Annotated in this window: 13 protein-coding genes; 10 read left to right on the top strand and 3 right to left on the bottom strand. The window is 49.2% G+C overall.

Annotation, left to right across the window (positions count from 1 at the left end):
- Positions 1-164 precede the first annotated feature (164 nt).
- Together SFSGTM_RS15255 and SFSGTM_RS15250 are read right to left on the bottom strand one after the other, a co-directional pair.
- On the bottom strand, positions 165-3,701 hold the full coding sequence (locus SFSGTM_RS15255) for a DUF748 domain-containing protein (RefSeq protein WP_162085904.1): 3,537 nt from the start codon (positions 3,699-3,701) through the stop codon (positions 165-167).
- A gap of 25 nt (positions 3,702-3,726) precedes the next feature.
- Positions 3,727-4,752: a CDP-6-deoxy-delta-3,4-glucoseen reductase gene (locus SFSGTM_RS15250; protein WP_162085903.1), complete on the bottom strand. Its 1,026-nt coding sequence runs from the start codon at positions 4,750-4,752 to the stop codon at positions 3,727-3,729.
- On the opposite strand from SFSGTM_RS15250, the gene SFSGTM_RS15245 reads away from it, so the two are divergent.
- Positions 4,744-5,622, top strand: coding sequence for an SDR family oxidoreductase (locus SFSGTM_RS15245; RefSeq protein ID WP_162085902.1), 879 nt, complete (start codon positions 4,744-4,746; stop codon positions 5,620-5,622). The genes SFSGTM_RS15250 and SFSGTM_RS15245 overlap by 9 nt on opposite strands.
- Before the next feature lie 5 nt (positions 5,623-5,627).
- Here the strand turns inward: SFSGTM_RS15245 and SFSGTM_RS15240 are convergent, their stop codons facing one another.
- On the bottom strand, positions 5,628-7,601 hold the full coding sequence (locus SFSGTM_RS15240; protein ID WP_162086373.1) for a monovalent cation:proton antiporter family protein: 1,974 nt from the start codon (positions 7,599-7,601) through the stop codon (positions 5,628-5,630).
- A gap of 92 nt (positions 7,602-7,693) precedes the next feature.
- On the opposite strand from SFSGTM_RS15240, the gene SFSGTM_RS15235 reads away from it, so the two are divergent.
- Genes SFSGTM_RS15235 through hprK form a run of 9 tightly spaced genes read left to right on the top strand, consistent with a single transcriptional unit; the run spans position 7,694 to position 14,279 of the window.
- Entirely contained in the window at positions 7,694-8,698 is a 1,005-nt protein-coding gene (locus SFSGTM_RS15235) for a KpsF/GutQ family sugar-phosphate isomerase (protein WP_198420570.1), read from the top strand.
- Positions 8,699-9,223, top strand: coding sequence for a KdsC family phosphatase (locus SFSGTM_RS15230; RefSeq protein ID WP_162085901.1), 525 nt, complete (start codon positions 8,699-8,701; stop codon positions 9,221-9,223).
- Positions 9,220-9,792, top strand: a complete 573-nt coding sequence (gene lptC / locus SFSGTM_RS15225) for an LPS export ABC transporter periplasmic protein LptC (RefSeq protein WP_162085900.1) — start codon at positions 9,220-9,222, stop codon at positions 9,790-9,792. The genes SFSGTM_RS15230 and lptC overlap by 4 nt, the downstream gene beginning before the upstream one ends.
- Entirely contained in the window at positions 9,776-10,366 is a 591-nt protein-coding gene (gene lptA / locus SFSGTM_RS15220; protein WP_162085899.1) for a lipopolysaccharide transport periplasmic protein LptA, read from the top strand. The genes lptC and lptA overlap by 17 nt, the downstream gene beginning before the upstream one ends.
- A complete protein-coding gene (lptB, locus tag SFSGTM_RS15215) occupies positions 10,363-11,085 on the top strand; it encodes an LPS export ABC transporter ATP-binding protein (protein WP_162085898.1) in 723 nt (240 codons plus the stop codon). The genes lptA and lptB overlap by 4 nt, the downstream gene beginning before the upstream one ends.
- A gap of 2 nt (positions 11,086-11,087) precedes the next feature.
- A complete protein-coding gene (locus SFSGTM_RS15210) occupies positions 11,088-12,512 on the top strand; it encodes an RNA polymerase factor sigma-54 (protein ID WP_162085897.1) in 1,425 nt (474 codons plus the stop codon).
- A 22-nt stretch (positions 12,513-12,534) separates the two neighbouring features.
- Positions 12,535-12,870, top strand: coding sequence for a ribosome hibernation-promoting factor, HPF/YfiA family (hpf, locus tag SFSGTM_RS15205; RefSeq protein WP_162085896.1), 336 nt, complete (start codon positions 12,535-12,537; stop codon positions 12,868-12,870).
- 12 nt (positions 12,871-12,882) lie between these two features.
- On the top strand, positions 12,883-13,338 hold the full coding sequence (gene ptsN, locus SFSGTM_RS15200; RefSeq protein WP_162085895.1) for a PTS IIA-like nitrogen regulatory protein PtsN: 456 nt from the start codon (positions 12,883-12,885) through the stop codon (positions 13,336-13,338).
- The gene (hprK, locus tag SFSGTM_RS15195) at positions 13,335-14,279 is read left to right on the top strand and encodes an HPr(Ser) kinase/phosphatase (protein WP_174237427.1); all 945 of its coding nucleotides are present in this window, start codon (positions 13,335-13,337) and stop codon (positions 14,277-14,279) included. Before ptsN ends, hprK begins: the two co-directional genes overlap by 4 nt.
- Positions 14,280-14,297: the final 18 nt, after the last annotated feature.

The following is a 14,297-nucleotide window of genomic DNA, read 5'->3' as shown; positions in this document are numbered from 1 at the left end:
TAATTCACAAAACAATCGACATAACTTTGTCAAAACATAACGGCCATAACATTATAATTTTAATTAAATTTCATTAACGTGCTTTAAATTCCGTTTTCTGCGTCTACCCCTATGAGAAAAATATGCAAACCCTGCGTGAATTAGGGCTTGCCGGATGGAAAAAGTTAATGGCTACCTAAGATAAAATCCACTCGATTATCAGGCAGTTTCTTTTGTTCTTCAGATTCTGTTTTGGCTGTGGTAATGAAAATACGGGTGGCATCGATGGCGCCTGATTTCAGCAGATATTCTTTTGCCGCTTGCGCACGTTTGATGGTGAGGTCACGTAAATCATCTGCGCTGATTTTAATGTTGGCGAGCATCAGTTTTTCCATTTGTGCAGGTGGAATATCCTTGTCTATCAGACCCATGATTTTGGGTTTGTCAGGTATCTTGTCGGCTTTGTAGGCGGCTTTCAGATAAGTTGTATACTCATTGCTGGCTATCTTGATATCGTCTGCTGAGGTGATGGATACGCCATCTTTGACCAGTTGTTTGAGTTTTTGTACTTTCAGTAAGCGTTCAAATGCCAGTTGGCGCAGCCCATTGCTATCTGTTTCAGTATCCACTCTGCCCGCGATATCGAGTTTCAGGCTAGGACGATCCGCTAGTGCTTTACTGAGGTGGTCGAGCTTGGTTATGCCCGCTTCATTGATAATTGCACTGCCAGCAGGGAAGTCCAGAAAACTGAGTTGCGCACTATCGCCACCTAACAAGCCACCAATTAATGCAAAAGGTGAGGTGACCGCTTTGACCAGCAGATTAACGATGACTTTAATGATGAGGCCGCCTATGCTGAACTGCGGGTCATCTAGCGAGCCAGAGATAGGCAGGTTAATGTCGATGTTGCCATTTCTGTCCTTGAGTAGCGCTAAAGCGAGGGTGACAGGTAGCTTGGTCGCAGTGGGGCTGTCTATCTTGTCGCCCAGTGTCAGTTGATTGAGATAGAGGTGATTCTCTGCAGACAGTTTTCTATCATTAATCTGGTATTTGACTTCAAACCCCAGCTTGCCTTTTTGTATACCATAACCTGCATATTTCGCTGAGTAAGGCGTGAGTGGCGACAACTCAAAATCGCTGAGTTTGGCGAGCAAGTTCAGATATAAGTTACCTGACAGCGGATTCACCTGACCGCTGATGTCCAATTGCCCTTGATTATCCACTTTGCCGTTAATGAGTATGTCGGCCTTGCTGCTGGCTAGCGATGAAAGTCCAGTTACGCCACCATTCAGATCGGTGAGGTTGGCGGAGTAATTAGGTTTGATATAGTGATCGGTAAAGTTGACATGCCCTTTGTTTAACGCGATTTTGTTAATGCTGACCACAGCTGGCTGCTTTGCAGGTTGTGGCGCTGGCACGGCTGCTGCCGGTGCAACCGAAGTTGTTGTCGGTGTGGCGCTGGTTTTGACGATATTCTGTACGTTTAACTTACCATCTGGATTGATAATAAGACGAGAATACAAGCCTGCCAGGCTAATGGTATTAATGCTTAAGCGCTGGGGCTGACTGGCGAAATTGATATGTTGCAATGCCAGGTTATCCCATTTGAGAAAATCGGCAGAATCCTGATTATCAACGCTGGCAAAGCTGGTGATGTTGGCATTGCCTGTGTAATTGATGGTGGTGGGTTGTTTGTCATGGGTGGCAAGTTGCAATTTGCCTTTTGCAGATACATCGCCATCGGTGACGGTAACGTTGAGCTGATCGGCAAAGTAGGGCTGTATCGGTACGATGTCAATGCCGCGAGCGGTGAGGTTGAGCGTGCCGCTGAATGGCGTCGGGGTGATTAAGCCGTTGACTACCAGCTTACCCGTACGATTAATATTGAGTTGTAAATCAAGTTTGGTTTTGTTGTTCGCCACCGTGCTGAAGTCACTGGCACTCAGTTTGATGTTGCTGGTTTTAACGGTAACGGGGCTGGCAGCGCTTGCATCGGTAAAATTAACTGCATAATTACTCAGGGCGAATTGACTAACTGCAACAGTCCAGTCGGGTGACGTTGTTGATGCGTGGGCATGAGTTGGATGGTCAGGCGTGAGCTGGGTAAAATTGATGACGCCGCCGCGGTTGCGTTTGACCTCAATCAAGCCATCTTCGGTGCTGATTTCGCCCAAGGTGACACTGTGCTTTGCCAGATCCAGCTCGCCTTGCTTAACAGCTAAATGTGCGATTTTGAGCAGGTTGTTGCTGTGTTGCTGAAATTGCAGTTGGCTAATATCACCATTGAGCTGACTCAGACGCAATTGTGGCGTGTTGTCGGTCAGGCTGAACTGATAGTGGCTGGCGAGATTTGCCGTGCCGGCTGGGTTAAACAAAATCAGTTTGTTGTAGTACGGCGCGTAGTGTTCCAGCGCTATGTCGGTGAGCTGTAAATCACCTTCAGCTGCCAGTGGATTGAGTGTGAGCTTGGTGGTGTTGCTAAGGGTCGCATGATAGTCAGTGGTCAGGCTGGCAAGGATGTTCATCGGGTGATTCGCTGCAGTCGAAAACTGCTTCAGGTGGATGTCGATGTCATTCAGGCGGGTGTGAAATACGGGGCTGGGAACTTCGTCATTGAAATTGACGCTGCCATGGGTCAAGTTAACATCAGCTATTTCCAATAGTACTGGATTTGATTTGGCAGCTGGCGCAGATTTTTCAGCGGGGCTGGATGGCAGCAGTTGGCTGAAATTGAGTTGCCCATGTGTGTTGCGAGTGAGATTGATGTCGGGTGAGTCGATGTTGAGTTGGCTGAGTTTAAAGTGCATGCCAAACAGATCGGCATTATCCAGCTTTACACTGAGTTGCTTGATTGCCAGCAGACTGTTGTTTGCCTGCGCCATCTGTATTTGGCTCAGGCTGGCCGTGCCACTTAAATTCAGGGTGGGCTGATGCTGGGTATTTTCAGCAAAATTAATGACGAGGTTGGTGTCCAGGTGTGCGCTGGATACGCTGAAATTAAGTTTTGCTGGTACGTATCCCATGTATTTGGCAATGTCCACATCGGTTAGCTTGAGGTCAATCATGCTTTGATGTGATGTTGCAAATGGCTGACTGCGTCCGGTGAGCTTAATTGCGGCACCATTAATTTTGGCCATAAGTAATGGCGTAACATAACTTTCTGCCTGATACGGTAAATTGGAAATAAAGGGGATGTTCAGATTCAGGTCGCTGACAACTTGTTGCGTATGTACAGGCTGATCATCAAAGTTTATGAGACCCTGAGTGACCTGTATGTTGTTAAGCGAAAATAAGGTTTTACTGTCTGATGGCTTGAGTATGTCGTCGATGATGTCGGTAATATTGTAAGTATTCGCAGTCAGGCGGGAGATGTGTAATTCGGGTTGAGTCAGTTGCAGTGCTTCTACGACTGGTGCACCAGCGAAAATGGAGCGAGCCTGTACATTGACGTAAAGCTCTTTGAATTTGAGTAAAGGCGATTTGCCGTCCCGATCCAGCATGTTGAATTGTTTAATACGGGCGGAAAGGACGATAGGGTTAATGCTGATGCTATCTATGCTAACTGGGCGATGATATTTATCCGTGATCAGTTTTTCCAGCAGCGGCTTGGTCGCATAGGGCATGATGAAAAAGCCTATCGCCCAGAGTATCAGAGTGGCAATGACTAAACGGCGTGACCATTTAATGGAGCGCGGTGAGGTGATGAATGCAGGTAGGTTCATAGGTCACGCTCCATAATGACTGCGGTTAATTTGTCGTATTGTTAGACTGATATAAAAACGCATCTGCAAAGAACTCCGCTTCAGGCAGACCCTGTTGTAAACAGCCATTTTGTGCTGCTTCCACCATTGCGGGAGCACCACAGGCGTACACTTGATAGCCTGATAAATCGGGGAAGTCCTGCAATACGGCATCAACTACCAAGCCTGTGCGTCCTGGCCATGCATCATTGGTGCTGGGCGCTGAGAGCACGGGGATAAAGGTCACGTTAGGGTTTTCCTGCTGCCACTTGGATGCCAGATGCGGCATATATAAATCACGTAATTCCCGTGCGCCCCAGTACAACACCATTTCACGGTTGGCGTGATGATGCAGGGCGTGTTCTATCATCGCTTTGATAGGGGCGAAACCTGTGCCACCAGCGATGAAAATGATGGGTTTTTCATTGTCTTCACGCAGGAAGAAGCCGCCCAGCGGGCCTTCTATGCGCAATATGTCTTTTTCTTTCATGGTGTTAAATACGTGTTCAGTGTATTCACCGCCGGGTACATGGCGGATATGCAGCTGCAATAGCGCATCGTCATGTGGTGCGTTGGCGAGCGAAAAGCTGCGGCGGTTGCCATTTTTGAGCAGGATGTCGATATATTGCCCTGCGAGAAACTGCATGCGCTCGTTGGCCGGGAGTTTGAGCGATAAGCCCATAACATCGTGGCCAAGTTTTTCCATTTTGTGCACACGGCAAGGCAGGGTTTTGATTTGTATATCTTTGGCGGCGCCAACTTCGCGACACTCTATGCTGATGTCGCTAGTGGCACAGGCGACACAGAATAATGCTTTGCCTGCGGCGATGTCGGCATCAGTCAGCGCGCTTGATTGAAATTCGCCATAGTCGATTTCACCTGATGTAACTTTGCCTTTACAGCTACCGCATGCACCATTGCGGCAACCATAAGGTAACATGAAGCCTTCGCGTGAGGCGGCGGCAAGGATGGTTTCGCCGTCTTCGGCAATTAATTTGTGCCCGCTGGGCTGGATGGTGATCTGATGCGACATAAGGGGCTTTCAAGTAAACGTGTATTAATTGTGGGTTGCGGTGATGTCGGAACGCGCACTGCTAAACTGCTTCTGCCTCATTATCGCGTATTTGGCATGGTGCGTTCAACTGATGCAGCCATATCTTTGCGTGCGGCTGGGGTTGTTCCCGTGTTAGCTGATTTGGACGATAGAAGTAGTTTAACTCGAATCGCTGGATTGGCGGATACGGTTTTGCATTTTGCGCCCCCACCTAATATGGGCAAGGCGGATACGCGCACGCGTAATTTATTGGCAGCGCTGGCGCAGCATGGTGTGCGGCGACTGATTTATATCAGTACCAGCGGTGTGTATGGGGATTGTGCTGGCGAGTATATCGACGAAACACGTACGCCTAATCCCGTTAGTGCGCGTGGGGTACGTAGAGCCGAGGCGGAACAGCAGATGCGGCAATTTGCACGGCAAACGGGTGTGCAAATAGTGATCGTGCGTGTGCCCGGCATCTATGCAGCAGAGCGTCTGCCGATAGACCGTTTGCAACGTGGCACGCCAGTGTTGCGTGCGGCAGATGATGTCTATACCAATCACATTCACGCCGATGATCTTGCAGGGATTGCAGTTGCGGCGCTATATCGAGGTGCGAACTGCCGTGTTTATCATGCCAGTGATGATAGTGAGTTGAAAATGGCGGCATATTTCGCGCTAGTGGCGGAGGCTTATAATTTGCCCATGCCGGAAGCAATCAGCCGTGAACAGGCGCAAGCCTGTTTGTCACCTATGCAAATGTCATTCATGAGTGAATCACGGCGCATGTTGAATCAACGGATGAAGCGAGAGCTACGAGTGCGATTACGCTATGCGACCGTGGGCGATTTTCTGGCGGGAGTGTAGCCTGATTACTCGCCCTGTAGCAGGTATTTTTCCGCTATAGCCAGACTTTCTGGTATGCCGCGCAATACCAGCACATCGCCTGTATGAATTTGCATATCAGGCTGTGGATCCAGTCCGCGGATATTACGGCGGCGGACGACGAGGACTTCTACACCGAGTTCGAGGATCTGGCTGTCGGCTATGGTTTTGCCAGCAGCAGCGGCTTGCTCGGTAATTAATACAGAACGCAGGCGCGGTTGCGCAGTTTCGCTGAGTTGTTCATCTTCGTCGGTCGCGCCACGGAAAAATCCACGCAACAAGCCGTAGCGTTGTTCACGAACATTACGCAGTTTCTTAAGCACGCGGCTTAATGGCACGCCTAGCAGTAGCAACGCGTGTGAGGCGAGCATGAGCGAGCCTTCCAGTACTTCAGGTACGACGGCAGCCGCGCCTGCGAGTTTGAGCGCATCCAAATCAGTTTCGTCATGGGTGCGGACAATGACGGGGAGGTCGGGACGGATTTCCTGTACCAGGCTGAGTATTTTCATCGCAGCATGTAATTCAGCAAAAGTGATAACCATGCCGCGTGCCCGATTCAACCCAGCTGCCAGCAATACTTCACGTTTGGACGCGTCCCCAAAAACCACGCTCTCACCTGCAGCAGCTGCGGCTTTGACGCGAGCGGGGTCGGCGTCAAGCGCAATGTAGGGAATATCTTCGGATTCCAATAAACGTGCTAAATTTTGCCCGCTGCGACCATAACCGCAGACGATAAGATGGGCATCAGCACTCATGCTTTTAATGGCGATATCGTGGAGTTCTCGCGCCCGTCCTGCCCATTCGCCACCACACAGGCGACGGGTAATTTTGTCACTATTCTGAATGATGATCGGCGCTATCATCATGGAAAGCACCATGGCAGCCAGCACGATCTGCATCGGTGTACCCGTGATTAAGTTCAACCCATCTGCTTGCGCTAACAGCACAAAACCAAATTCGCCAGCTTGTGCCAAACCGAGTGCTGTGCGTGTGGCAATATGCGAATCATTACCGAACGCGCGGCCGATAGTCCAGACGATGGCGGTTTTGGTAAGTATGAGCGCGATTAATATACTGGTTACACCGAACCAGTGATGGGCGACTTCGTGCAAGTCCAGCAGCATGCCTATGGTGACAAAAAACAGCCCCAGCAATACGTCGCGGAATGGCTTGATGTCGTCTTCCACTTGATATCGAAACTCGGTTTCGGAAATCAACATGCCCGCCAGAAATGCGCCCAGCGCAAGTGATAGTCCAGCCTGATCAGTCAGGTAAGCCAGTCCCAGCGTGATGAGCAGCACGTTGAGCATGAAAAGTTCAGACGACTTATGGCTGGCAACCCAGCTGAACCAGGGGCGCATGAGTTTCTGTCCAACAAATAACAGGAGCAGCAACACGGCGATTGCCTTGCCGCCCGCAGTGAGCAGTTCGAGCCATAAGTCCTCCCCGCCTGATGCCAGTGTGGGGGTGAGGATGAGCAGTGGCACAACAGCAAGATCCTGAAAAAGCAGAACAGCTATCATTTGCTTGCCGTGCTCGGATTGCAGCGCAAGTTTTTCAGCCAGCATTTTGCTGACGATGGCAGTAGAGGACATGGCTAATGCGCCACCGATTGCCAGACCGGTGGTCCAGGGCAAGCCAACGTTGCTGGTGATGAAGATAGTGATGAGGATGAAGCTCAATACCTGTGCACCGCCGAAGCCAAATACGACAGTACGTATTGCGTTAAGCTTGGGCAGGCTGAATTCCAGCCCTATGCTAAACATCAGGAATACCACGCCAAACTCGGCTAGATGACGAGTTTCCGGGCTGTCTGGCAACCAGTTAAGTGCATGCGGTCCCATGATAATACCAACCAGCAAGAATCCCAGCATGGACGGTAAACGCCAAGCGCGAAACAGCGCCGAGACCACAACGGCAGCGGCAAGCAGCAGGATAATCAGGCTTAAAGTAGAGTGCATAGCCGCCAGATTAGAGGCAACTGGCATTGCGTGCAAGGGTTTTGCTGATTAGTCGCAACACTAATGCTAAAATACCCAATCTATAGAATGATATGACCACTATGCCTAACTCGCCCGCCATAAAAATTGATGAAATCGCCAGTCTGGATTTGGCCAGGCGGGTACTGCGTATAGAGGCTGATGCTGTGTTGGCGCTGGGTGAGCGGCTGGATGGGCAGTTTATTGCTGCGATGCAGTTAATACTCACCTGTCGTGGGCGTGTGGTCGTGAGTGGTATGGGTAAATCAGGCCATATCGGCAACAAAATTGCAGCGACTTTCGCCAGTACAGGTACCCCCGCTTTTTTTGTTCATCCTGGTGAAGCGAGTCATGGCGATTTGGGCATGATTACTCACGAGGATGTGTGTATCGTCTTGTCGAATTCGGGCGAAAGTGCAGAATTGGTGAGTATCATGCCGCTGATTAAACGCCGTGGTGCGCGTTTGATTGCGATGACCGGTAATCCGAGCTCCACTCTGGCACGTGAGTCTGATGTGCATCTGGACGCCAGTGTCGCGCAGGAGGCGTGTCCGCTTAATCTGGCGCCAACTGCCAGTACCACTGCAGTGCTGGCGCTGGGTGATGCGCTGGCAATTGCGTTGCTGGAAGCGCGAGGCTTTGGTTCTGAGGATTTTGCCCGTACGCATCCAGGCGGCTCGTTAGGGCGGCGTTTGCTGGTTCATGTACGTGACATTATGCATCAGGGGGATGAGCTGCCTACGGTAACTGCAGATGCGCTGTTGCCAGCAGCATTGCTGGAGATGACCAGCAAAGGTCTGGGCATGACAGCGGTGGTTGATGCGGCGGGGCAAGTGTCGGGAATTGTGACCGATGGCGATTTGCGTCGCGTGCTGGCTAGAAATATCGATGTGCGTACTGCTGTGGTACGTGAAGTGATGTCGGTCAATCCGCGTTGCATCGAATCTAGTCAGTTGGCCGTGGTGGCAGTAGAGCAGATGCAACAGCATAATATCAACGGTTTGCTCGTGATTGATGAGACGGGTAAATTAGTCGGGGCATTAAATATGCTGGATTTATTACGGGCGGGAGTGGTGTAAATGAACCCTATCTATCAACGAGCTCGACCTATACGTTTAGCGATATTTGATGTCGATGGCGTCATGACTGATGGCAGTCTGTTTTTTGCTGATGATGGTAAAGAATTCAAAGCGTTTAATTCGCTGGATGGGCATGGATTGAAAATGCTCAAACAGACGGGTGTAGAAACAGCCATTATTACTGCGCGTAATTCTGGTGTTGTCTCTCACCGTGCAAAAAATCTGGGTATACACCACGTATATCAGGGTGTCGAGAATAAGCTCGACGCCTATCAGCATTTGCTGGAGAAGCTGGCGTTGGCACCTGAACAAACTGCGTATATGGGCGATGATGTGATAGATCTGCCAATTTTGATACGTTGCGGTTTGGCAATCAGCGTGCCCGCAGCACCACCTGAAGTGCAGCGTTATGCGCACATGGTGACGCGGCGTGAAGGTGGGCATGGTGCGGTGCGTGAGGCATGTGAGTTTATTATGCGTGCACAGAATACTTATGCGGACTTGCTGGCGATTTATTTGAAATGAACAATCGTCCGCTCTATTGGTTCCCTTTGGGGATACTGGCAGTGATTGCAGGGCTGACGTTTTGGTTGCAGTTCGTGGTGCAATCGCCGCGTGCCAATATCTTTTCCAAAGACAGGCACATAGCGGATTATATTATCGAGCAGTTTTCCGTATCGCGCACTAATCTGGCTGGTCAACTGATTTACACCTTGCACGCCGACCATGCCGAGCATTTTCTGGATGATGATACTACTACCTTACTTAAACCCCATTTGATTGCGCATGATGATCATCAAGGCAGCGCTGATGTCCGAGCGAAACAGGGATTCGTGACCGCCAAAGGTAAGGAAGTGGATTTTATCGGTAATGTCGTGCTGGTACGAGATGCGCATGATGAGCAGGGGCCGTTGACACTGACGACCGAATATTTAGTAGCTATACCCGATGCAAGGGTGGTGCGCACCAATAAATTAGTCCACGTGGTGGGTAAATCCATACAAATGACTGCAGGCGGGTTAGAATTGGACAATCAAACTCGTATTTTGCGACTAACCAACAAAGTAAAAGCTCGTTATGAACCTATTAAGTAAATTTCCAGTTGCCCTCGTTTGCCTGTTATTGGCGCATACCGCAAACGCGGAATTGGCGGATAGAACTAAGCCTGTCAATTTGGAAGCGGATAGCGTGACTGTCGATGATATTCATAAAACCAGCGTGTATGTCGGTAGCGTGGTATTGATACAGGGCACAATGTTGCTACGTGCGGACAGAATTGAAGTGAGCGAGAATGGCGAAGGCTTTAATAAGGCGGTGGCATACGGTAACCCGGTTTATTTCCGTCAGAAGCGCGATAAGGTCGATGAGTATGTCGAAGGTTATGCCAGTCGCATTGACATGGATAGCAAATCGAATATGGTGTATTTGACTGGTAATGCGCGGCTGAAAAAAGGTGAAGACGAGTTGCGTGGTCATACGATGACTTATAACACCACCAGTGAAGTGTTCGAAGCTAGGAACGACCCAACAGCAGCTAAAGATCCAAATGCCCCAGCCAGTCGAGTGCGTGCAGTTATCCGACCCAAAGTTAAGACTGAAACGCCAGCCGTCGCGCAACCACCATTGCCATTAAGGTCTACACCAGCGCCAACATTGGTGAAGCCATGAGCGAACTCAGCATCAACCATCTTAAAAAAAGCTACAAGTCACGGGTAGTGGTGAAGGACGTGTCACTCACTGTGCGTAGTGGAGAGGTGGTGGGTTTGTTGGGCCCGAATGGCGCGGGTAAGACGACGTGCTTTTACATGATAGTGGGCCTGGTTAAAATTGATGGCGGCTCGATCACATTGGATGGCGCGGATGTGGGAGTGATGCCTATTCATCGCAGGGCTGGTTTGGGTTTGAGTTATTTGCCTCAAGAGGCGTCGATTTTCCGCAAGATGACTGTGGAACAAAATATCCGTGCAATTCTGGAATTGAAACATTACAGTGATGAAGAGATCTCGCAACATTTAGAAAGTTTACTGGCTGATTTGCATGTTGAGCATCTGCGTGATGCCTCTGCGATGAGCTTGTCTGGCGGTGAACGCAGGCGCGTGGAAATTGCGCGTGCGCTGGCAATGAATCCACGTTTTGTACTATTGGATGAGCCTTTTGCGGGGATAGATCCAATTGCGGTGATAGATATCCAGAAGTTGATACGGTTTTTGACGGAGCGTGGCATAGGTATACTGATTACTGATCACAATGTGCGTGAAACCTTGGGTATTTGTGATCGTGCGTATATTATTAATGACGGTACAGTGTTGGCTGCTGGTAATCCTGATGAAATCATCCATAATGAAAGTGTGCGCCGGGTCTATCTGGGCGAGCATTTCAGGCTTTAATTATGAAACAAGGTTTACAACTTAAATTCTCACAGAATCTGACGCTGACGCCGCAGCTGCAGCAGTCTATACGCTTGTTACAGCTGTCGACTCTGGAGCTTAATCAAGAGCTGGAGCTGATGGTGCAGGAGAATCCACTGCTGGAGCGAGTGGACAGTATTGATGATGGTACGCCTCATACGGCGGAGTTTGAGACCACATCAGCAACGCAAGAAAGCGCAAGTGAACAACCTGTTGAAGCGGCGCCACGCGAACTCAATGATTTAGACTGGGATGAAACGCCAAACTATGGTTCGGGTGATGATCTGGATGAGGATTTTGAACCACAGGCTACTGCGCAAGATGAGCCGCCGTTGCGTGACCATTTGTTATGGCAGCTAAATCTGACTCAGTTATCCGAACGCGATAAGCGTTTGGTGGCGTTGTTGATAGACGATTTGAATGAAGCTGGTTATTTAACCCAGACACTGGATGAAATACTGGCGATGCTGCCAGAAGAGCTGGACGTAGATTTAGAAGATTTGCAAATTGCACTCAAACAATTGCAGAACCTCGAGCCTACCGGTGTGGGTGCGCGCGATTTAGCTGAGTGTCTGCTCTTGCAATTACGTGCTTTGCCAGTCGATACGCCGCATTTAGATTTGGCGCAAAAAATCGCAACGCATGAATTGGCCGCGTTGGGCGCGCATGATTATGCAGGTCTAAAGCGCAAGCTGCACTGCGATGATGTGGCATTGGGCGCGGCGCAAAGTCTGATCCAGCAATTGAATCCCCGTCCTGGTGAAGCATTTGGCACGTCGGATACGCGTTATATTATCCCTGATGTGATAGTGAAAAAAGTTAAGGGGCGCTGGGTAGCCAGTTTGAATTCCGAAGCGATGCCCAAGCTGCGTGTTAATCAAATGTATGCTGATATTTTGTCGCGGAACCGGGATGCAAATCATCAGCATCTGTCTGGGCAGCTGCAAGAGGCTAAGTGGCTGATTAAGAACATTATGCAGCGTTTTGATACCATATTGCGGGTAACGCAGTGTATTGTTGACAGGCAAAAGCATTTTTTTGAACATGGTGAAGTTGCCATGCGCCCCTTGGTATTGCGTGAAATTGCTGATATTGTTGAATTGCACGAATCGACTGTGTCGCGAGTCACTACGCAGAAATTCATGATGACACCTCGAGGTATCTTTGAATTAAAATACTTTTTCGGTAGCCATGTGAGCACAGATGCAGGTGGTGCTTGCTCAGCGACGGCAATTCGTGCGTTAATTAAGCAACTGATTAGCGCGGAAAATACTAAGAAGCCTTTATCCGACGGGAAGATAGCGGAGATGCTCGTTCAACAAGGCATTAATGTCGCACGACGGACTATCGCCAAGTATCGGGAATCTTTGCAAATCCCTCCCGCCAACCAGCGCAAAGCGCTATAACCAGCAAGTGAAAGGGAATATCATGAACCTCAAAATTACCGGTCATCATCTGGAAATTACCCCAGCAATTCGTGAATATGTAACTACCAAAATGGAGCGTATCAAACGCCACTTTGATCACGTAATTGATATCAGCGTTATTATGACCGTAGAGAAGCTGAAACACAGTGTTGAGGCGAATGTGCATATGAGCGGGAAAGATATTTTTGTCCAGGCAGAAGACGCAGATATGTACGCAGCGATTGATGCTTTGGCAGATAAACTGGATCGCCAAGTTGTTAAACATAAAGAAAAACACAGTTCTACACATCAAACCAATGGTGGTATTAAACATCAAGTCTTGGTTGAAGAAGAGTAATTCACTCATTCCATGAATCAGTTAGCATCCTTACTTTCCGTTACCCGCATCCTGCTGGATGTGGAGGCGGAGAGTAAAAAACAGTTATTTGAGCAGGTCGGACAGTTGTTACATGCAGAATCATGTATTTCTGAAAAGACTGTGCTGGATAGTTTGTTAGCAAGAGAAAAACTCGGTTCTACCGGTCTGGGGCTAGGCGTTGCCATGCCTCATGGTCGTATCAAAGGACTTAAATCTGCTTCAGGCGTATTCGTCAGATTACGCAATCCCATAGAATTCGATGCCCCTGATCACCTGCCAGTGCGTTTGTTATTCATTTTGTTCGTGCCAGCACAGGCGACTGATTTACATTTGGAAATATTAAGCGAACTGGCACAGTTTTTTAGCAGTAAAACAGTGCGCGATGCGTTGTGTCTCAGTGAAAGTGCTGAAGATGCACTGGCTATTATTAGAAACTGGACACCATGATTAATACCATCCCTGTTAGCAAAATGTTTGCGGATCTTGTCGTGCCCTTGGATTTAACCTGGGTAGCAGGGGAGGAGGGTGGTGATAAGCAGCTTATCGGTGATACCGTACAAAAACCTTCTTTGGCCTTGGTGGGCCATTTGAATTTTGTACATCCGAACCGTGTTCAGGTATTGGGCTGCGCCGAGATGGATTATCTGCGACAGCTGGGAGATGCCGAGTTAGCACAGGCAATCGACAACTTATTCGCCACTGAGCTGGCTGTAGTCATTATTGCGAATGGCGAGAGTGTGCCAGCGCCCTTGTTAGTTGCCGCCCGACGTACTCATACACCTTTGTTCACTTCACCACAGGCCAGCCCTGAGCTTATGGCGGTGTTGTCGCATTATTTGACTCATGCCTTGGCTGACTCGATTAATGTGCATGGTGTTATGCTGGAAGTTGATGGTATCGGTGTAATGTTGACTGGCAATTCTGCTGCAGGGAAAAGTGAATTGGCCTTGGAACTCATTACACGTGGTCACCGGCTGGTTGCCGATGATGTGGTGGATTTGTATAAGGTAGCGCCAGCGATATTGGAAGCGCAATGTCCGCCCATGCTGCAGGACTTTCTTGAAGTGCGTGGCCTGGGTGTGTTGAATATTCGTACCCTGTTTGGCGAACCCGCAGTGAAGTTCAAGAAAAATCTGAAGCTGATTGTGAATCTGCAAGATCAGACAGGAATGCCTCAGGAAAGAATTTCACGTCTGGATATGGAGGCGACAGCGGAAACGATATTAGGCGTAGAAATTAGTAAAGTATATATTCCAGTTGCAGCAGGACGTAACTTGGCAGTATTGGTTGAAGTGGCCACTCGTAATTATATTTTGCGCGCGCGCGGGATAAACAGTGCGGAAGACTTCATAGCACGGCAACAGCGTTTTTTGCAGGCGAACCAATGAGCCCGTCGTATGCTGGCG

The sequence above is a fragment of the Sulfuriferula nivalis genome, from assembly GCF_009937995.1.
GTDB lineage: Bacteria > Pseudomonadota > Gammaproteobacteria > Burkholderiales > Sulfuriferulaceae > Sulfuriferula > Sulfuriferula nivalis.
The sequence above is the reverse complement of the archived record's forward strand: the minus strand, read 5'-3'. Positions and strand labels throughout refer to the sequence as shown.